The 19,632-nt window shown below is 41.5% G+C and carries 17 protein-coding genes, 1 tRNA gene and 1 other RNA gene; 12 read left to right on the top strand and 7 right to left on the bottom strand.

Going from position 1 to position 19,632, the window contains the following annotated elements; all coding sequences use genetic code 11:
- From asnS to ACTNES_RS03255, 3 genes are all read left to right on the top strand, one after another.
- Nucleotides 1–708: asparagine--tRNA ligase (gene asnS / locus ACTNES_RS03265; protein ID WP_441038502.1), on the top strand; the 708-nt coding region annotated here is incomplete at its 5' end.
- A gap of 114 nt (nucleotides 709–822) precedes the next feature.
- Entirely contained in the window at nucleotides 823–1,875 is a 1,053-nt protein-coding gene (locus tag ACTNES_RS03260; RefSeq protein ID WP_441038501.1) for a metallophosphoesterase family protein, read from the top strand.
- A 10-nt stretch (nucleotides 1,876–1,885) separates the two neighbouring features.
- Entirely contained in the window at nucleotides 1,886–3,436 is a 1,551-nt protein-coding gene (locus tag ACTNES_RS03255; protein WP_441038499.1) for an ATP-binding protein, read from the top strand.
- Nucleotides 3,437–3,663: 227 nt separating this feature from the next.
- Here the strand turns inward: ACTNES_RS03255 and ACTNES_RS03250 are convergent, their stop codons facing one another.
- The 4 genes from ACTNES_RS03250 to murC form a co-directional block, all read right to left on the bottom strand.
- Nucleotides 3,664–4,851 carry a ribose-phosphate pyrophosphokinase gene (locus tag ACTNES_RS03250; RefSeq protein WP_216458611.1) on the bottom strand — a complete coding sequence of 396 codons (1,188 nt, stop codon included), beginning with the start codon at nucleotides 4,849–4,851 and terminating at the stop codon, nucleotides 3,664–3,666.
- A gap of 3 nt (nucleotides 4,852–4,854) precedes the next feature.
- Nucleotides 4,855–5,838 (bottom strand): ATP-binding protein, encoded by a 984-nt coding sequence (locus tag ACTNES_RS03245; RefSeq protein WP_216458612.1) that lies wholly within the window; start codon nucleotides 5,836–5,838, stop codon nucleotides 4,855–4,857.
- A 47-nt stretch (nucleotides 5,839–5,885) separates the two neighbouring features.
- On the bottom strand, nucleotides 5,886–6,968 hold the full coding sequence (locus ACTNES_RS03240) for a DnaD domain protein (protein ID WP_216458613.1): 1,083 nt from the start codon (nucleotides 6,966–6,968) through the stop codon (nucleotides 5,886–5,888).
- A gap of 671 nt (nucleotides 6,969–7,639) precedes the next feature.
- Nucleotides 7,640–9,019, bottom strand: coding sequence for a UDP-N-acetylmuramate--L-alanine ligase (gene murC, locus ACTNES_RS03235; protein WP_291814243.1), 1,380 nt, complete (start codon nucleotides 9,017–9,019; stop codon nucleotides 7,640–7,642).
- 428 nt (nucleotides 9,020–9,447) lie between these two features.
- Between murC and ACTNES_RS03230 the strand changes: the two genes are divergently transcribed.
- The 5 genes from ACTNES_RS03230 (at nucleotide 9,448) to ACTNES_RS03210 (ending at nucleotide 14,645) form a co-directional block, all read left to right on the top strand.
- On the top strand, nucleotides 9,448–10,722 hold the full coding sequence (locus tag ACTNES_RS03230) for a glucose-1-phosphate adenylyltransferase (RefSeq protein WP_291804280.1): 1,275 nt from the start codon (nucleotides 9,448–9,450) through the stop codon (nucleotides 10,720–10,722).
- Nucleotides 10,722–11,840: a glucose-1-phosphate adenylyltransferase subunit GlgD gene (glgD, locus tag ACTNES_RS03225; RefSeq protein WP_291804278.1), complete on the top strand. Its 1,119-nt coding sequence runs from the start codon at nucleotides 10,722–10,724 to the stop codon at nucleotides 11,838–11,840. Before ACTNES_RS03230 ends, glgD begins: the two co-directional genes overlap by 1 nt.
- A gap of 79 nt (nucleotides 11,841–11,919) precedes the next feature.
- Nucleotides 11,920–12,207, top strand: a complete 288-nt coding sequence (gene spoVG, locus ACTNES_RS03220; protein WP_195284676.1) for a septation regulator SpoVG — start codon at nucleotides 11,920–11,922, stop codon at nucleotides 12,205–12,207.
- Nucleotides 12,208–12,389: 182 nt separating this feature from the next.
- The gene (locus tag ACTNES_RS03215; protein ID WP_441038497.1) at nucleotides 12,390–13,733 is read left to right on the top strand and encodes a PcsB-like coiled-coil domain-containing protein; all 1,344 of its coding nucleotides are present in this window, start codon (nucleotides 12,390–12,392) and stop codon (nucleotides 13,731–13,733) included.
- A gap of 216 nt (nucleotides 13,734–13,949) precedes the next feature.
- On the top strand, nucleotides 13,950–14,645 hold the full coding sequence (locus ACTNES_RS03210; RefSeq protein ID WP_291804262.1) for an anaerobic ribonucleoside-triphosphate reductase activating protein: 696 nt from the start codon (nucleotides 13,950–13,952) through the stop codon (nucleotides 14,643–14,645).
- Here the strand turns inward: ACTNES_RS03210 and ACTNES_RS03205 are convergent.
- Complete coding sequence (locus ACTNES_RS03205) at nucleotides 14,616–15,836, bottom strand: DUF6128 domain-containing protein (protein ID WP_441038496.1); 1,221 nt, start codon at nucleotides 15,834–15,836, stop codon at nucleotides 14,616–14,618. The two genes, ACTNES_RS03210 and ACTNES_RS03205, sit on opposite strands and share 30 nt — an antisense overlap.
- Nucleotides 15,837–15,968: 132 nt before the next feature.
- Between ACTNES_RS03205 and ACTNES_RS03200 the strand changes: the two genes are divergently transcribed.
- The 4 genes from ACTNES_RS03200 to ffs all read left to right on the top strand — a co-directional run bounded on the left by ACTNES_RS03200 (nucleotide 15,969) and on the right by ffs (nucleotide 17,409).
- Nucleotides 15,969–16,042, top strand: a tRNA-Pro gene (locus ACTNES_RS03200).
- 200 nt (nucleotides 16,043–16,242) lie between these two features.
- Nucleotides 16,243–16,548 (top strand): hypothetical protein, encoded by a 306-nt coding sequence (locus ACTNES_RS03195; RefSeq protein WP_291804257.1) that lies wholly within the window; start codon nucleotides 16,243–16,245, stop codon nucleotides 16,546–16,548.
- Entirely contained in the window at nucleotides 16,485–17,117 is a 633-nt protein-coding gene (locus ACTNES_RS03190) for a hypothetical protein (protein ID WP_441038495.1), read from the top strand. Before ACTNES_RS03195 ends, ACTNES_RS03190 begins: the two co-directional genes overlap by 64 nt.
- 30 nt (nucleotides 17,118–17,147) lie before the next feature.
- Nucleotides 17,148–17,409, top strand: an RNA gene (gene ffs, locus ACTNES_RS03185) — signal recognition particle sRNA large type.
- A 94-nt stretch (nucleotides 17,410–17,503) separates the two neighbouring features.
- Here the strand turns inward: ffs and ACTNES_RS03180 are convergent.
- A complete protein-coding gene (locus tag ACTNES_RS03180) occupies nucleotides 17,504–18,871 on the bottom strand; it encodes an MATE family efflux transporter (RefSeq protein ID WP_441038493.1) in 1,368 nt (455 codons plus the stop codon).
- Complete coding sequence (gene tadA, locus ACTNES_RS03175; protein WP_441038491.1) at nucleotides 18,871–19,404, bottom strand: tRNA adenosine(34) deaminase TadA; 534 nt, start codon at nucleotides 19,402–19,404, stop codon at nucleotides 18,871–18,873. The genes ACTNES_RS03180 and tadA overlap by 1 nt, the downstream gene beginning before the upstream one ends.
- Nucleotides 19,405–19,632: the final 228 nt, after the last annotated feature.

Raw genomic sequence — 19,632 nt, 5'->3', positions numbered from 1 at the left:
ACATTCCGTGCAGAGAACTCCAATACAACCCGTCATGCAGCAGAGTTCTGGATGATCGAGCCTGAGTGTGCATTTGCAGACTTAAATGACAACATGGATCTTGCAGAAGCAATGCTGAAATATGTCATCCGCTATGTACTTGAGAATGCACCGGAAGAGATGAACTTCTTCAACTCTTTCATTGATAAAGGTCTTCTTGACAGACTGAACCATGTATTAAATTCTGAGTTCGGTCACGTAACTTATACAGAAGCAGTAGAACTTCTGGAAAAGAACAACGATAAATTTGATTACAAAGTATTCTGGGGATGCGATCTGCAGACAGAGCATGAACGTTATCTGACAGAAGAGATCTTTAAGAAACCTGTATTTGTAACAGACTATCCGAAGGAGATCAAAGCATTCTACATGAAGATGAATGAGGATAACAAGACTGTTGCAGCTATGGACTGTCTGGTACCTGGAATCGGTGAGATCATCGGTGGAAGCCAGAGAGAGGATGATATTGAGAAACTTGAGAAACGTATGGATGAGCTGGGACTGAAGAAAGAGGATTATGATTTCTATCTTGATCTTCGCAAATATGGTTCCACACGTCATTCAGGATTTGGTCTTGGATTTGAACGTTGCGTAATGTACCTTACCGGCATGGGCAACATCCGTGACGTAATTCCATTCCCAAGAACTGTTAAGAACTGTGACTTATAATTAGAATCGTAGAAAGATGTTTAGCAGTACACAGATACTATTTCCAGTTGAAATAAGCAGACGATATCTGTCTGGACCTGTGTTTTGAGAAACATAACAGAAAGAGAGATTGGCATGAGATTTATTCATCTTGCAGATGTACACCTTGGTGCAGTCCCGGACAGGGGCTGTCCATGGAGCAGCAGGCGGGAGGAAGAAATCTGGGAAACTTTCCGCCGGGTTATTGCGGGTATCCGTGAGAATCCGGTGGATTTGTTATTTATAGCAGGAGATTTATTCCACCGCCAGCCTCTTTTACGGGAGCTAAAAGAAGTAAATTACCTGTTTTCCACCATTCCGAATACACGAATTTATCTGATGGCAGGAAATCATGACTACATCAAAGCAGATTCTTTTTACCGGGATTTTCAGTGGGAAAAGAACGTGACATTTTTTAAGAATGAACAGCTCACATGTGTGAAGGATGAGAAGCTGGATGTCTATGTATATGGATTAAGCTATGAGCACCAGGAGATTGAGAAGCCACTTTACGATGCGGCCCGTCCTGTAGAGGGGGAGGGAATGCATATCCTGTTGGCACATGGCGGAGATGCTACACATATACCAATGAATATAAAAGGCATTGCTTCCGCAGGATTTGATTATGTGGCGCTTGGACATATCCATAAACCACAGATTCTGATTAGGGATGGCGCAGCTTATGCAGGGGCGCTGGAACCTATCGACAGGAATGATCTGGGAGAGCATGGGTACATAGAAGGACATCTGGAGAACGGGAGACTTAAGACAACGTTTGTGCCATTTGCCTGCCGCTCTTATGAACAGATTCTGCTGATGCTGCGGGAAGATTCTACACAGGCATCCCTGGAGGATATGCTAAAGGCAGATCTGGCAACAAAAGGCCGCATGAATATCTACAGGATTGTGATCCGTGGAAACCGGGCACCGGAGCTTCTGCTTCTTCCGGAGAGACTGAAGTCCTTTGGGTTTGTGACAGAAGTGTTGGATGAATCCAGACCTGCTTATGATCTGGAGGACCTTGAGAAAAAGTATAGCGGAACATTGATTGGTGATTATATCAGTTATTTTCTTCATAAAGACAGAAATGTGATAGAGGAGAAAGCTTTGTATTATGGGCTTCAGGCTCTATTGGAGACAAGCAGGTGACAGGTAGAATATGATTATCAGACAGTTAAATATCAAAAATTTTGGAAAGATTCATGATAAGACTCTGGAATTCTCACCGGGTATCAATGTGCTTTATGGAGAGAATGAGAGTGGAAAGACAACGATTCATACGTTTATTAAGAGCATGTTCTTCGGACTGACGAGAATGCGTGGCAAGGCAGCCAGAAATGATACATACAGTACCTATGAACCGTGGGAGAATCCGGGACAATACGGAGGAACGATTTGGTTCAACAGCAAAGGTCATAACTATCGTTTGTCCAGAAATTTTCAGAAAGATCATGCATTCAGTGAATTATTAAATGAAGATACGAAAGAGCTTGCAGACATTGATGCAGTGGGGCTGGAAAAGGTTCTGGGAAATGTCAGCGAGGCAGTTTATGACAATACAGTTTCCGTTGCACAGTTAAAGAGCGTAACAGGACAGGATCTGGTACGTGAACTTCAGAATTATATGGCAAGCTATCAGGGAACCGGAGACAGTTCCATTGATCTGGGACGTGCCATGCAGATGCTGAAAATGTCCAGAAAAGGCTATCAGGTTCAGGCAGACAAGAAACAGAAAGAAACAGAGCAGGAGCAGCAGAAACTCCAGGTAAATATGGACTATATTGCAGGAGAGATGAATGATCTCAGGGAAAAGATCGCCCAGATTGATGAGAAAGAAGGATCTCTGGGAATGCGCCCGGGAGAGGAGAACGGTGCACTGCTTCTGGATGAGAAACTGGCAGAAACCAGGAAGAAGAGAAACAGATATGCGCTGGGAATGCTTGCATCAGCGGCAGTGGGAATCATTGGACTGATTACGTCTGCATTGGCAGCAAATAGTATTGCGGTAAGTCTGACAGCAGTTGCCATAGCAGCAGGCCTGGTATTCTTCTGTGGCAGACAGCAGATGAAATATGCCCGTGAATTTCAGAAAAGGGTGCGTATGAAGAACCGTTGGATGTCAAGACAGGAGAAGCTGAAATGGAGCAAGGAGAGCCTTAAACAGGACTATGATGAAAAAGAGACTGATTTTCGAAATCTACAGGAAGAGTACCGGGAATATGAAGAGAATTCTTACCTTCCTACCTTAGAAGAGATGGAAGTACAGGCTCTGAACCTGGCAATGGAGACGATAGAGATGTTGTCTGAAAATATTCATCATCAGGTAGGACGTAAGCTCAGGACACGTACCTCGCAGATTTTGAGTGAGATTACAGGCGGTAAATATCAGGAAGTGTTGATGGATGCGGCATTTCATATGACAGTAAATACCGGAGACCGTACCATTGGTCTGGAACGTCTTAGCAGGGGAACTATGGAGCAGATTTATTTTTCCCTGCGTATGGCAGCAGGAGAGCTTCTGTGCCAGGAAGAGAGCTTTCCGGTGATACTGGACGATGTATTTGGCATGTATGATGAAGAACGTCTTGCAGCAGTGCTTAAATGGATGCACAAGGAGAATAAACAGATCATTATCAGTACCTGCCATAAGCGAGAAATGGAAATCCTGGACAGGGAAGGTATTCCTTATCAGAAATTGCTGCTTTCCTGAAATCACTGACCTGATTATTTACCAGAAATGCTTAAAGAGATATTTCTGGCGACATATTTTATAATAAAGACTTTTTTATAAATAATAAGATGTGAGAAGTCATAAAAAGAGAGATTACATAGTACCAATCTAAGTCCTGTTGTGCCAACAATCAAGTTGTCGGCATACTAGAGTAGAATTGATATATGTAATCTCTCTTTCTATATATTTATTTTATTCGAATGTAATTATTTCTCATCATACTGAGCCATATAATTATTTACGCAACGCTTAATTCTGTCAACCGGGTTGAGCAGATGGCTTACAGACTGGTCATGATTCAGAGTATCAATGATCAGAGCAATATATTTACTCATATCACAGGTAATGTAGTAATCTTTTGCAAGAAGCTCAGGAGACTGATAAATCAGGTTTGTAGTGAGCAGCTTGTCAAATACACCATTCTTGTGTGCCTGGTCAAATTTCTCAAGACCATCTGTGAACAGACCGAAAGTAGAGCAGATATAAATTCTGCCGGCACCTCTTTCTTTGAGAAGAGAAGCAATCTTAAGGATCGTATCACCGGAGGAAATCATATCATCGATCAGGATCATATCCTTGCCCTTAAGGTTTGGTCCGAGGAATTCATAAGCTGCAATCGGATGACGTCCATTGATTCTCTTGGAGTAATCCAGACGTTTGTAATACATACCCATATCAACACCAAGGATATTTGCAAGGTAGATCGCACGGTTCATGCTTCCCTCATCAGGACTGATGATCATGAAATGGTCATTGTCAATGTGCAGTCCGTTTTCATTATTAAGAAGAGCCTTAATGAACTGATAGGAAGGATGTACTGTTTCAAATCCATGCAGAGGAGTTGCGTTCTGTACACGGGAATCATGTGCATCAAAAGTAATGATGTTCTCTACACCCATGCTTACAAGCTCCTGAAGTGCTGTTGCACAGTCCAGAGATTCTCGGCCGTTGCGGATGTCCTGACGGCTTTCATACAGATATGGCATAATAACATTTACTCTGCGGGCTTTGCCTCCAATTGCGCCGATTACACGTTTCAGATCCTGAAAATGGTCATCAGGGGACATAAGATTCTCATATGGTCCGATATTATAAGTAAGGCTGTAGTTGCATACATCAACCATAAGATAGATATCATCACCACGTACGGATTCCATGATCGTACATTTCGCCTCACCGGAGCCGAAACGTGCTGTCTGGACCGGGACCAGATAAGAATCTCTCTGATAACCCTCGAATGCAAAGGAATCAAGCTCTTCGTGAGTGCGGTCTTTACGCCACTGTACCAGCCAGTCATTTACTTTCTCACCCAGACCTTTACAGCTGATCAGCGGAATCAGACCAAGTCTGCCCACCGGAAGTGTAGTTAAATCTTTAGTTGTTGCCTGTGCCATGATTTATTTTCCTCCTAAAAAAATTTTCTGTATACGGATATCCTTTCCTTCCAGTTTCACCATTCTGTAGTTACTCATAATTCGTGAAAAGGTTCGTTCGGAATAAGTAGCCGAAAAATTTTCAAAATCAAGATTTGTTGATATGATCGTGGACTTTCTGCGCATGATACGTTCGTTTATGCACAAAAACAGCTGGGAAGAGACAAAACTGTTTGTAAGTTCAGTTCCCAGGTCATCGATGATCAGCAGATCACTGTCAAATACAAAATCCTCACCTTCTGTCTTGTCTCTGGAGAACTTGGAGTCTGCCAGCAGATCAAACAGATCAAATGCGGAGAAGTACATTACGCAATGTGCTGATTCCAGAAGCTCGTGGGCAATACAGTGTGAAAGAAATGTCTTACCTACACCGGTATCACCATAGAGAAACAGATTCTCGAAAGAACCATCGAAGTTTCGGACAAAACCTCTGGCAATATCATAAGCTCTCTGAGCAGTCTCTCTTTCTGTCAGCCCCGTGGCTTCGTTCTTCATTGTATCAGAATAATAATCAAAAGAAAAGTGTTCAAAGTTTTCTTTTTTGAGAATTTCTTTTAAATTAGACTGCGTATAGAGCAGTTCGATCTCGGCTTTCTTGAAACAGGAGCATTTCTGACTGTTTACATAACCGGTATCCTGACAGATTGGACACTTATAAGGAAGTTCCAGATAATTCTCAGGATAGGCATTACATACGAGCAGAGCACTGCGCTCCTGGGATAAAAGAGAAATTGCTGCTTTCAGATCTTCGAGACTGGAAGATTCTCCGTTCAGAAGAGCTCTTGCTTTCTGAGCGCTTAAAGTAGCAACTTCTTCATCAATTTCACGGATGCGGGGAATCTTCTCGTAGATTTCCTTTGTACGTTCCTCCTGAACACGGCGGTTCTGGGATTGTGTTTTGCTGTATTGCCGCATGATCGTGTCATATTGATAATTCTGTAGAGGCATAAACTGACACCCTTTCTTTGGTTAGGCTGGATCAGCAAAAGATCAGATCACTGATTCAGTAGTTTTTTCTCATATTCATTGAAATCATATTTCCGCTGATGGAAATTGTTAAAACGGTTGGACGAAGCAGGTTTGGCTGTAGTATCCTTCTTCTGGGCATTCTTTTCCAGTTTACGGCGCTGATGTGCGGCATCGAGAAGCTTTATATCTGCCAGTGTCCGGACATTTTTATCTTTCCACCCTGCAAGAATTTTATCCGCATATTGGAAACTGGGTTGTCCTGTGGAAAGAACAGTACGGCTGCATGCTTCCTGGATAATATCCATAGAAAAACCGTAATCTTTAAGCCAGGTATTCATAAGGGTGATCTCGGTATCGACTGGATTGCGTCCGCTGATTCCCATTGACTTAAAAATCGTGAAATATTCTTTGGAATAACGGGAATTTGCTTCTTTTGCCATGGTGACAGTAGTAATTCCTTCTTCTGCCCATGCAAGTGCAACTGTTTCTATGTAACGGATACTCTTATGACCACGGCTTACACTGTATTCGATCAGATATTCAATCAGATCCGGGGAGAACTTCAGCTCATCATAGAAGAACAGGATCTTCTTCATTTCAGTAGGAGTAAGCGTTTTTCCCAGGTATTGTTCGGCAATATAGAGAAGTTGTACAATTTCATCATTCTGCTTTAATTCTTTTACACGGTCAGGAGAAAGTGAAGAAGCAGATTTGGCAGATGGCTTTGCAGACGGCTCCAGCGGAACAGTCTTCTGTCTGTCGGTAGATATCGGGACTGTAGAAATTTCCGGTTTGAGAGCTTCGGATTTTACTGGCGGTATGTTAAGCGTAATGTCTGCAATATCCTCATTATTTCTGTAGGTCAGAGTAAGAAGATTCTCCTTCTCCCAGTATTTCAGAGCACGGACAATATCCCTCTCTGTACAGAAGAAATGATCAGCCATCTGTTCCAGGCTGAAAGGTACAGATGTATCAGAAAGAAGCCTTAGAAGATAGATATATACTTTTACAAATTCTCCGTTGGCTTCAGGCATATAGTTGTCTATGAAATTATTGGTTAATACAGTTATTTCCGCGCTTCGGGAATTCTGTAAGGTGATCATAGCCATGAATATCTACTCTCTTTCTAAATAAGTTACTGTTCATGTTGTGTTCGGTAACGGTAATTATTCGCTTTGTTCTCAGTAATCTGAATTATAGCACAACATTTTTTAAAAGAGAATAGGAGATTTTTTCATAAGGTTTCATCCACACTTTGAATGTGGATAATGTGGATAATGTGGAAAGAAGGAATCGTGTGTACATTATGGGAAACTAAAAAAATGGCGAATTTTAGGGAAAAATGATGTGTTATGAGTGAAAAAAATGTAGAATTATGTTAATCAACTTATACACATATGATTCCACATAAAAGTGCGGGTAAAAATGTGTATAACGATGTGGATAATGTGGATAAGTACCTAAAAGCGGCAGAAACACGCAGAAGTAGAAGGGGGATAAATTGTTTATAACTATTTTGATGAGCAGGGAAAAGTTTTTATTACAATTTAAGAGAATCAGGTAAGTTTCTGTTACTCTTTTGGATGACAATAAATTGGTAAGCAGATATTTGGAGGAATACGTGACTTTTATCTATTTGATAAAATAACAGGCAATGAGTAAAAAAGGACGATTTCTAAAAGCAAAGAAATGCTTTATGAAATCGTCCTGTTAAGTGCTGGAGATTTTTGAGTGTTCTCTGTTTGGTAAACAGAAATTCACACAATAATATAGGAAGAAACTATTTTCCCAACAGATGTTCTCCGATGTTTACGACATCTCCGGCGCCCATTGTGATGAGCAGATCGCCCTCCTGACAGTTGGAAAGAAGATAGTTCTCGATCTCATCAAATGTAGGGAAGTATTCGCACGGAGTTCCAAGTTCCTGAATACGTTTCTGCAGATCCTCGGAAGAGATGCCAAGAGTATCAGTCTCTCTCGCGGCATAGATATCAGCGACTACCACGTGGTCTGCGAGGCTGAGAGCTTTTGCAAACTCAGGAAGCAGGGCTTTGGTACGTGTATATGTATGAGGCTGGAATACACACCATAATTTCTTATGTGGATAATTATGTGCTGCATGAAGAGTCGCTTCAATCTCTGTCGGATGATGTGCATAATCATCTACGATAGTAACGCCTGCAACTTCGCCTTTGTACTGGAAACGGCGGTCTGTACCTGTGAAACTTCCAAGTCCTTTGATGATCACTTCTTCAGGAAGCTCCAGAAGATGACCAAGTGCGATCGCTGCCAGAGCATTGGAAACATTGTGGATGCCCGGCACTTTCAGATAATAGCTGCCAACTTTTACACCATTACGGAGAACGGAGAAAGAAGCGTGACCATATTTATCATAAGTAATATCAGCTGCCTGATAATCTGCGTCATGTTCCAGACCATAGGTAATGACCTTACATGGAAGATTACAGATGATATCTTCATATTTCGGTGTATCTGCATTTATGATTAGTGTGCCGTCAGCCGGAAGAAGCTCTGCGAAACGGCGGAAAGAATGACGAATGTCATCAATATCCTTGAAGAAATCCAGATGATCCGCATCCATGTTCAGGATAATGCTGATCTTCGGGAAAAAGCTCAAGAAGCTGTTTGTGTACTCACAGGCCTCTGTGACAAAAGTCTCGGATTCACCTACGCGGATATTTCCGCCGATTGCAGGAAGAATACCGCCTACACTGATGGTAGGGTCACAGTTACCCTCAAGAAGGATATGAGATACCATAGAGGTTGTAGTTGTTTTTCCATGAGTTCCGGAAATGGCGATCGGTGTGTCATAATTTCTCATGATCTGTCCCAGAAGCTCTGCACGGGTAAGCATTGGAATGCCTTTCTCCTTTGCACAGGCAAATTCCGGGTTGTCCGGATGGATGGCTGCTGTGTATACCACAACATCTACACCGTCAGTAATGTTGGATGCACGCTGTCCGTAGTAAACGGTTGCGCCTTTTTTCTCAAGTGCCTGTGTAAGCGGGCTTGATTTGGCATCGGATCCGGAGATGATGAAATCCTCTCCCAGAAGAATCTCTGCCAGACCGCTCATACTGATCCCGCCGATGCCGATGAAATGTACATGCAGAGGTTTATGAAAATCTATCTGATACATTGTTGAATCTCCTTAATCATAAATTAACCATTTTTTGTTTGTTTCTGGTTGCGTTTATTATACTCCCTGAGCTGGAAAATGAAAAGAACTTCTTTATTTTATGGTTTAGGGCAATAATAGGAATGTGTGTTGCTGTGCTGGGAGTAACGGTGACATAAGCAGGCTGTTGCCGGGTTTGCGGTTGGAAACATCAGATGTGCAATTTAGAAATAGTAAAATATGGATAATGATAAAAAATTACAAAAATTGACATCTGATATATAAAAAGTGCATAAAAATATGAGGCAAAATCCAAAATGTACAAAGTAAAACGTGTACAAAAACTATAAAAAAATTAAAAAACACTAATAAAAATTGTAAATAATGTTCACTAATAGATGAAACTGTGCTATAATTGAATAATCATAATTACAACAAGAGGTGATTGCATGATTAAGAAAGAAATGATAGCCATGCTTTTAGCTGGCGGCCAGGGCAGCAGGCTGGGCGTACTGACAGAAAAAGTAGCAAAACCTGCAGTTGCTTTTGGCGGGAAATATCGTATCATAGACTTCCCCTTAAGTAACTGCATTAACTCGGGTATCGATACAGTAGGCGTATTAACACAGTATCAGCCACTTAGGCTTAATACACATATTGGCATTGGTATCCCGTGGGATCTTGACAGAAACGAAGGCGGTGTAACTGTACTTCCGCCTTATGAGAAGAGTACCAGCAGTGAGTGGTATACAGGAACGGCCAATGCGATCTTCCAGAATATGGATTACATGGAACAGTATAATCCGGATTACGTTCTGATCTTATCCGGTGACCATATCTATAAGATGGATTATGAAGTAATGCTTGATTTCCATAAAGTGAATAAAGCTGACGTGACAATCGCCTGTATGCCTGTACCAATCGAAGAAGCAAGCCGCTTCGGTATCATGGTAACAGATGACATGGGACGCATCACAGAGTTCGAAGAGAAACCTGAGCATCCAAGCAGCAATCTGGCATCCATGGGTATCTATATTTTCAGCTGGCCTGCTTTAAAAGAAGCACTGATGACTCTGAAGGACCAGAGTAGCTGTGACTTCGGTAAGCATGTTCTTCCATATTGTAAGGAGAAAGGTGAGAGACTTTTTGCCTATGAATACAATGGATATTGGAAGGATGTTGGAACACTTGGCTCTTATTGGGAAGCCAACATGGAACTGATCGATATCATTCCGGAATTCAATCTTTATGAAGAATTCTGGAAAATCTATACAAAGGGAGATATTATCCCGCCTCAGTATATTTCCGCAGATGCTGTTACTGACAGATGTCTGATCGGTGAAGGAGCTGAGATTTACGGAGAAGTACATAATTCAGTAATCGGACCGAATGTTGTGATCGGAAAAGGCAGTGTGATCCGTGATTCTATTATTATGCGTAATTCTACCATCGGTGAAGGTGTACAGATGGATAAAGCGATCATTGCCGAGGATGTTACCATCGGAAATAATGTTGTATTAGGATGCGGCGAGGAAGCACCGAACGTACTGAAACCGGCAGTTTATGCATTTGGAATTGCTACAGTAGGTGAGCGCAGCGTGATCCCGGATAACGTAAGGATCGGTAAGAATACAGCAATTTCAGGAATTACAACTCCTGAGGATTATCCTGATGGTGAACTGGCCGGCGGACAGGTAATTGCAGCAAAGGACGGTGACGAATAATGAGAGCGATAGGTATTATTTTGGCAGGCGGTAACAATAACCGCATGAGAGAATTATCAAACAAGAGAGCAATTGCAGCAATGCCGATTGCCGGAAGCTACAGAAGTATTGACTTCGCGCTAAGCAACATGGCAAGTTCTCATATTCAGAAAGTTGCAGTTCTGACACAGTACAATGCCCGTTCCTTAAATGAACATTTAAGTTCTTCCAAGTGGTGGGATTTCGGTCGTAAACAGGGTGGCCTTTTCGTGTTCACACCTACCATCACAAAGGATAACAGTCTGTGGTATCAGGGAACAGCAGATGCCATTTATCAGAACCTGCAGTTCCTTAAGAATAGCCATGAACCATATGTAGTAATTGCATCCGGTGACTGTGTCTATAAAATGGATTACAACAAAGTTCTGGAGTACCACATTGCGAAACGTGCAGACGTTACCGTTGTATGCACTACCTGCAATGATCCGAATGAGATTGAGAGATTTGGTGTTCTCCGCATGAACGAGGATTGCAGAATTGAGGAATTTGAGGAGAAACCAATCGTTTCCTCCTATAATACAATTTCAACCGGTATCTATGTTATCCGCAGAAGACAGCTGATCGAGTTGATCGAGCGTGCTGCCCAGGAGGGAAGACATGATTTTGTAAAAGATATCCTGATCCGTTATAAGAATCTTAAGAGAATCTACGGATACAAGATCGATACATACTGGAGCAATATCTCCACAGCAGAAGCATATTATAAGACAAATATGGACTTCCTGCAGCCGGAGATCAGAAATTATTTCTTTAAACAGGAACCAACAATTAAGACAAAGATCGATGATCTGCCGCCGGCAAAATACAATCCGGGAGCACAGGTTAAAAACAGCCTTGTTGCCAGTGGATGCATTATCAATGGTACGGTAGAGAATTCTGTTCTTTTCAAAGACGTATTTGTAGGAAATAACTGCGTTATCAAGAACTCCGTGATTTTAAACAATGTATATCTGGGGGACAATACACATATAGAGAACTGCATTGTTGAGAGCCGAGACACTATTCGTGCAAATTCGTACTTCTGCGGCGAGGGAGAAGTCAAGATCGTTGTAGAGAAAAATGAGAGATATGTATTATGATATCCAAGGGTTAAAAGGCCCGAAAGTAAAAATTAAAAGAGTCGGATAGATTCGGCAATCGAAAGGAGCTAGTTATATCATGAATATTACTGACGTGCGTGTGAGAAAGGTAGCAAAAGAAGGCAAAATGAAGGCAGTTGTTTCTATTACAATTGACGATGAATTTGTAGTACATGATATTAAAGTAATCGAAGGAGAAAAAGGTTTATTTATTGCTATGCCAAGCCGCAAAGCAACTGATGGGGAATATCGTGACATCGCACACCCGATCAATTCTGCAACCCGTGACAGAATCCAGACCATTATTCTGGACAAGTTCCAGGAAGTTATGGATGCGGAACCGGAAGAAGCTGCAGTAGCTGAATGATCGGTGAGAGATAATCAGTAAGATAAAAAACAGGCACTGTCTCTGGAAATGGGGCAGTGCTTTTTTGAGTTTCTGAAAATGTGAAATATTACGTAATTATTACAAAAGTTAATAAAAAGTGTTGATTTATTTACGAAATATGGTATACTAGCATTCAGATCAAGTAGAAAGGTGATTAATTTATGAAGAAAAAAGTTTTTTCATTACTGCTGGCTGGAATGCTTACTTTTTCCATGGGAACAACTGCATACGCAACCGAAGATGCAATCGCTGACATGCAGGCTCAGAAGCAGGAAGCAGAAGCCGGACTTGCACAGGCGCAGGCAAACATCAGCAGCCTTGAGAGCAAGAAGCAGGAGCTGGAGAACTATCTGTCTGATTTAAATACACAGTATGAAGATCTGACCAATGAGATCTCAGACCTCAGCGTACAGGCCGGGGAGAAAGAGAACGAACTGAATCAGCTCCATACAGAATTAAAGAAAGCTAAGAAAGCATTAAATAAACAGTACGATGATATGAAACTTCGTATTCAGTATATGTATGAGAATGGTGGTACCTCTGCACTGGAAACATTACTGTCATCCAAAGATCTGTCCGAATTTCTCAACAATGCAGAGAGCGTTGCGAAGATTTCCCAGTATGACAGAAGCATGCTTGAGAAATGTGAGAATCTTCAGAACACGATTAAGGAACAGGAAGCCACTGCAGAAGAGGAGAAAGCCTCCATTGATGAACTCCTTGCAGAGAGAGCATCCAAACAGCAGGAGGTTCAGGATCTTGCGGCGAGCACAAGTGATAATATTTCCTCTTATGTAAGTCAGATCAGTGCCAGCCAGGAAGAGGCAGCAGAATTGACAGCAGAGATTAACAATGCAGATAACAGCATTGCTCAGCTGGTACAGCAGGCAGAGGAAGAGAAAGCAGCCAGAGAAGCAGCCCAGGCGAAAGCGGAGGCAGAAGCAGAAGCTCAGGCAGCACAGGAGCAGGAGAGTACAGACAGTTCAGAATCTGAGAGCTATGATGAAACGGATTCTTATGAAGAGTCCTCTGATACAGATTCCTCAGATGATACATATTCTGAAGATACATCTTATGATGAAGAAGCTGATTCCGAAGATTCTTATAGCGAAGACAGCGATACATCCTATGATGAGAGTGAGGACACCAGTGACTATGAAGACACAGCAGACAGTTCTGCATCAGATGACAGCCAGTCTTCCTCAGACAGTTCAAGTTCAGGTCAGGGAAAATATCTTGGTAACTTTACACTGACTGCATATTGTAACTGCGCACAGTGCTGCGGTACAGCAGGCAACCTGACAGCCAGTGGAACCGTTCCGACTGCAGGACGTACAGTAGCTATGGCAGGTGTTCCATTCGGAACTCAGCTTCTGATCAATGGAAATGTCTATACAGTAGAGGATCTGGGAACTCCTTACGGACACGTAGATATTTACTGCAACAGCCATTCAGAAGCATTAAGCTTCGGACTTCAGTCAGCAGAGGTTTATCAGCTGAACTAATATATAGAAAAGTGTAATTTAAGAATCCTGGTAAAACAGGATTCTTTTTCTTTGTTGAATTTTGTTCTGAAATTACCATGGATAGTTTGACTTGAGGATTCAGATGTCTGATAATAAACTTATTATCAAGTTGGGAAAATGCTTTTTGATTTTAACTCATTATCAATATTTACGAATTAAGTGTATTGTGAAATATGATTGGAATGGAGGATAATAATGAGAATCTGCGGTTTTAATAAAACAACATTACTGGATTATCCGGGAAAGGTAGCCAGCACGATATTTCTGGGTGGATGCAATTTCCGCTGCCCGTTCTGTCAGAATGGTGTATTGGTTGTAGCTCCCGGAGAACAGCCGGACTACAGCCAGGAAGAACTGCTGGCATTTTTGCGAAAAAGAAAAGGGATTCTGGATGGTGTTTGCATTTCCGGTGGGGAACCGACATTATCTGATGGTCTGGAAGAATTTTTGGAAAAAATCAAAGAGCTGGGTTATGCTATCAAACTGGATACCAACGGTTCACGCCCAAAGACCGTAAAGCATTTGGTGGAGGCTGGTTTGATTGATAAAGTAGCCATGGATATCAAAGCCTGTCCGGATAACTATGTGAATCTGATAGGAATTGAGAAACCAGATATGGATAGTATCTTTGAAACAGCAGACTTCCTGCTTCATGGAACTTTGGATTATGAATTCCGTACCACAGTGGTCAGAGAACTGCATACACAGAAAGATTTCGAAGAGATCGCTCAGTGGCTCAGAGGCGCAAAAGAATACTATCTCCAGGCTTACAAGGACTCGGACGGAGTCCTCAAGCCAGGATATGGAAGTTATACTTTTGAAGAACTTCAGGGATTCCAGAAGATTCTTCAGAAGACGATTTTATCTGTGGGAATCCGGGGCATCGATTAAACGGTACCAGTAGCCGCCCCGCGCTTTCGGTATTTCCACATATCTGCTCTCCTTGAAATAAGGAAAACCAAACATATTTGCCATAAACCGTTCCTGCTGATTATATCCTCCCGGAACACCCAGGATATACTGCCCGTTATTTCTTTGTCCCAAAAGCAAATGACCGAAATTATAATGCCCATATTGAATAAAGCGGTTATTGCGTAAAGAACAGTAGTGCCGCGGGAAACGTTTCAGGTCATTGAGGTGTATCTTCCATGCAGCAGCCAGTTCACCATCCGAGAACGGAGTGAATTCAGTGGAATCCTGAGGATTAGTGGAAGGCGAAGGTTTACGGTGCACATTTCGGTTTTGATGCAAAGATGATACATCAGGGGTTGATTCTGTATTTTTTTCAGGGATGTTAAGTATCTGCGCTTCTGTAGGTTCAGAGACATTGTCTGGCATTGCAGACACAGTGTTTTTCAAAGACTCTGATTCTGCAGATGATTCTGGTTTTCGCTGTTCTTCGGGCATGGTAGTGCCTGAGGGTTCTATAACTTCAGGAGTTTCTCCGAAATCAGCAGTATCATGGAATGTACCAGTTGTATCCGGCGATAGTGTATCAGACTGCATCATATCAGATGACATTGTTTCAGGTAAAATTTCAGGTGCTTGCTCAGTAACAGGAAGTGAAATCTCCTGTATAGTAGCAGTGACAGAAGAACTTTCAATGTCAGAGGAAGCTACATCTTCTGATGCGGTATCTACGTTATTTGAGACAGGAACCATTTTCGGCATGGCATCTGCAGGTGCGATTTTTATCTCGCGGAAATTCTCTGGACGGATCGGCTGGTCATCCCATTCTGTGCCGAAAAAGCCTCCAATATCGGTAGTAATGACCATTCCACCCATTTTTCCCATCGAAACACCGGACGCATTCATATCCATTGCATCCGTCACGATCATACATTCTACAATTTCTTTCTCTGTCTCACAGGTATCCAGCAGAACTCCGTTGATCAAACCATCTTTTCTTGTAAATCCATATACCCTGCATCCCACATCCTCCGGCAGTCCCGGACAATGCAGATGTACCTCCACAGAACATTGCTGATCTTTCACCTCAACTTTAATAAACCCACAGTTACTGCCTTTCTTACCATTTTCATAATCATATACATATGCGATAAAACGCCGATATCCAGCCAAAATCCTTCCTCCGTAAAACCATATTCAATAATGTATATGACCCATACACAAAAATATTCGAAAAAATTAAAAAAATTTGAAAAAATCTATTGACAAACTGCAATTTTATTAATATAATATCACTTGCATTGACGAAGCGTGGCTCAGTTTGGTAGAGCGCTGCGTTCGGGACGCAGAGGTCGTGGGTTCGAATCCCGTCGCTTCGACTAAGCATAGGAAAGCCTGAAGATGATAAGTCTTCAGGTTTTTTTGTTGTAAAAGTAAAAGAAAGGGTCTCCTTTTACTTGGACATGCCGTTTGTCATAGAAAGTGTACAGTTTATCAGTAAAGTATCATGAAATGAAGAGATATGATATACTGAATTCATCATCATAAGATGAAATACTGAAGAAAAGAAGGGAAAAATATGAAACGGAGAAAGAAAAGTAAAATTGTAGCTTTGATACTGGGGCTGATTTTGATCATGCAGTCATTTACTGTGCAGGCGGCTGGTTCGGATGGATATGTAATTGGTACATATAATCAAACAAAACAAGTAGTGACCGATACAAGTATTATCTGGATAAGGACATATTTGGCGAATGCGGGAGGATATCAGGTTAAAGAAGTTGATGGGAAATTATATTCTCGAAAAGGAAAAAGTGGGACATGGAAAAAAATTGCATCTGGAGTTCGTACTTTTACCACGAATGGAAAAATGTATATTATGTAAAGAACACTTATGATTACAATAAAAAAACTGGAAACAGTAAGATTTATTGCGTTTCTGTAAACGGGGGAAATGCGAAAGTTGTTAAAACTATTTCTAAAGCTAGAATTGATAGCATATACAGATATGGTGATAAATTATATTTAACAGTGTGCAAAGAAAAGTTTGATAGTACAATGTATACATATTCTCTTACTACTAAAAAAACTAAGAAAATAAAAGACAGTTGCATGATAGTTGATGCATACAAAAGAAATGCAATCACATTAGATGAGTCACCAACTAAAAATACATATGTTGTAAAAACAATGGATCTTATTACAGGTAAAGAAACAAGATTAGCGGAAAATTGCAGTGGCTTTTTACGTGTTGGTAAATATATTTGCTATACTTCTTATACACGTTACATACGTCTTGGAAGTCAGGGGACTTTTGTAGTTAAACGAGCAAATATTGATGGATCTGGAGTTAAAACGTTAACCCCACAACTTACAGGTGTTTTTCAGGACATGAATTCTCATTCTGTTACATATACAGATAGTAATGGTATAAAACAGATTATTCGCTATTGACAAAACCTTCCGCCGCCTATATAATCAAAAATGCGCAGCCGGGGAGATAGCGGTGCCCTGTACCTGCAATCCGCTACAGCAGGGGTGATGCCAATCTGAGGCTTGAATTCTGTGGAGCTGCCCTTTATAAGTGGCGTTGACGTTTGGGTCTTACGCAACAGGAATCTGTGAACCGTGTCAGGACAGGAATGTAGCAGCACTAAGCAGAAGCTCTTGTGTGCCGTAAGGGTGCCTGGGCTGAGTTAACTGTAGAGGTAACGTCTGGGGAACCATTCCGAGGTGCGGCGCGCAAAAAAAGAATATTCATGATGCAAGTCATCATATAACGAAAAAAGCATTCCGGATTTTATCTGCTGATAATTTCCTGAATGCTTTTTATTACTTTATTAGTCTTCTACTGCCTGTACACGGCCTCTGTTTTTATATTTCTTCATCACATGGAAATAATACGGAACCAGCGGAATCAATGCTGCGATCCATGCAGTCGGATCCGCCAGACATACACCTGCAAAAGAAGTACGTCCTGCGATCAGTACAACAATCCCAGTTCTTGCTACCAGTTCAAATACACCACCAAGCATCGGCACAAGACCATATCCCATTCCCTGTAAAGTGTTACGGTACAGGAAGATGCTTCCCAAGAATGGATACGCCCAGAACACTGTTCTAAAATATGTAACAGATACTTTCACCACATCCTGTTCGGACGGATCTACAAAAAGATATGTCAGATACTTTCCGAAGAAGAACATCAGGAACATGACAAAGATGCTCCACCCCCAGATCATAAGCTGTGTATATCGCACCCCTAATTTCACACGATCCATTTTTCCGGCACCGCGGTTCTGTCCTACATAAGTTGCAATTGTTGCACCAAAGGATGTAAATACTGTAGCAAAAATATTCTGGATCTTACCGGCAGCTGAGAATCCTGCCATATATACAGATCCGTAAATATTAACCGCGCTCTGAACAATGATCGTTCCGATCGCTGTAATAGAGAACTGTAAGCCCATCGGAATTCCCAGTTTCAGAAGTCTGGCAAAACTATCCCAGGATATCTCAAAGTTTTTCCGTTCCAGATGGAGGATTGGAAATCTTTTAATAATATAAATCAGACAGCATACCGCAGAAATTCCCTGCGCGATTACAGTAGCGTAACCACATCCCTCTACTCCCATTCCAAATACTGCAATAAACACTACATCTAAGATCACATTGATCACAGCTGAAATGATTAAGAAGTACAACGGCGATTTAGAATCCCCCAATGCACGCAGAAATGCAGCAAGAGCATTGTATGCACCTGTGATAATAAGACCTGCGTAAATAATTCCCATGTAAGCAGTTACATCGCTGAACACTTCTTCCGGTGAGTTCATCAGATGCAGGATCGGTTTATTTGCAATACTGAATCCTATTGTCATTGCAACGGAAAACGCCGCCATCAGATAAATAGACATCGCAACATAGTGCCGCATTCTATCATATTTTTTCGCGCCAAACATCTGGGCTATGATGATTGCAAATCCACTGCAGAGTCCGTTGAGCCATCCTGTCACAAAGAACATCAGTGAACCGGTACTTCCAATCGCCGCAAGAGCATTTACCCCGATGAATTTTCCGGCAACAATGGAATCTGCTATGTTATAAAACTGCTGAAAAAGATTTCCCAGACACATCGGAATCATAAATTTTATGATCAGACTCACCGGATTTCCGACAGTCATATCATTTGTTGTATCTCTTCTCATTATTTATCCGCCTCTTTTTCGCTCTGATGATTCTCAAGTTTCTCCTGTTCTGCTTTGCGGGCAGCTTTTTCCTGTTTCTTTTTCTCACGAAGCCTTTTGAAAAAATCAGACAGCATCGAGGAGCATTCTTCTTCCAGGACTCCCTGCGTAATCTTTACCTGATGATTGAATCCCTCTACCTGCAGGAGATTCATTACCGAACCGGCACAGCCTGCTTTGGAATTCATACATCCGATCACCACTTCATCAATTCTGGACTGAACAAGTGCCCCAGAACACATTTGGCATGGCTCCAGTGTCACATACATCGTACACCCTTCCAACCGCCAGTCGCCAAGATTTTTGCTGGCTTTGCGGATTGCATTTAACTCTGCGTGAGAAAGCGTGTTTTTATCTGTATTTCTTCTGTTATATCCGCGTGAGATGATCTTACCTTCATATACGATCACGCAGCCAATAGGTACTTCTTCCAGAGCTTCCGCTTTCTTTGCCTGACGGATAGCTTCTTTCATAAAACGTTCCTGATCTGTCAAAGTTTGTCTTCCTTTCCGTTTTAAACATAAAAAAAGCCCGGAATTTATTAATCTCCAAGCAAATTAAACTGTAGTTTCACATGTTAAAGCCTACTTGTATTTTAATTCAATAAGCTTTTTTGATTCGAAACTAACGATATCAAAAAAATACTAGAAAATCAACAGGTTCTAAAAATATTGTTTACTTGATATTGGCTCTTTGCTTGGTTAAAATAATTTAACCTATTG

The sequence above is a fragment of the Blautia sp. HCP3S3_D9 genome, from assembly GCF_052063845.1.
Lineage (GTDB): Bacteria > Bacillota > Clostridia > Lachnospirales > Lachnospiraceae > Blautia_A.
Note: the sequence above shows the minus strand (reverse complement) of the source record. Positions and strands in the feature narration are given on the sequence as shown.

Coding starts and splice junctions, on each gene's coding strand:
- ACTNES_RS03255 (WP_441038499.1), top strand. CDS start 1,886: ATGATTATCAGACAGTTAAATATCAAAAATTTTGGAAAGATTCATGAT.
- ACTNES_RS03215 (WP_441038497.1), top strand. CDS start 12,390: ATGAAGAAAAAAGTTTTTTCATTACTGCTGGCTGGAATGCTTACTTTT.
- ACTNES_RS03210 (WP_291804262.1), top strand. CDS start 13,950: ATGAGAATCTGCGGTTTTAATAAAACAACATTACTGGATTATCCGGGA.
- ACTNES_RS03260 (WP_441038501.1), top strand. CDS start 823: ATGAGATTTATTCATCTTGCAGATGTACACCTTGGTGCAGTCCCGGAC.
- glgD (WP_291804278.1), top strand. CDS start 10,722: ATGAGAGCGATAGGTATTATTTTGGCAGGCGGTAACAATAACCGCATG.
- spoVG (WP_195284676.1), top strand. CDS start 11,920: ATGAATATTACTGACGTGCGTGTGAGAAAGGTAGCAAAAGAAGGCAAA.
- ACTNES_RS03240 (WP_216458613.1), bottom strand. CDS start 6,968: ATGGCTATGATCACCTTACAGAATTCCCGAAGCGCGGAAATAACTGTA.
- ACTNES_RS03195 (WP_291804257.1), top strand. CDS start 16,243: ATGAAACGGAGAAAGAAAAGTAAAATTGTAGCTTTGATACTGGGGCTG.
- ACTNES_RS03230 (WP_291804280.1), top strand. CDS start 9,448: ATGATTAAGAAAGAAATGATAGCCATGCTTTTAGCTGGCGGCCAGGGC.
- ACTNES_RS03245 (WP_216458612.1), bottom strand. CDS start 5,838: ATGCCTCTACAGAATTATCAATATGACACGATCATGCGGCAATACAGC.
- murC (WP_291814243.1), bottom strand. CDS start 9,019: ATGTATCAGATAGATTTTCATAAACCTCTGCATGTACATTTCATCGGC.
- ACTNES_RS03190 (WP_441038495.1), top strand. CDS start 16,485: ATGGAAAAAAATTGCATCTGGAGTTCGTACTTTTACCACGAATGGAAA.
- ACTNES_RS03180 (WP_441038493.1), bottom strand. CDS start 18,871: ATGAGAAGAGATACAACAAATGATATGACTGTCGGAAATCCGGTGAGT.
- ACTNES_RS03250 (WP_216458611.1), bottom strand. CDS start 4,851: ATGGCACAGGCAACAACTAAAGATTTAACTACACTTCCGGTGGGCAGA.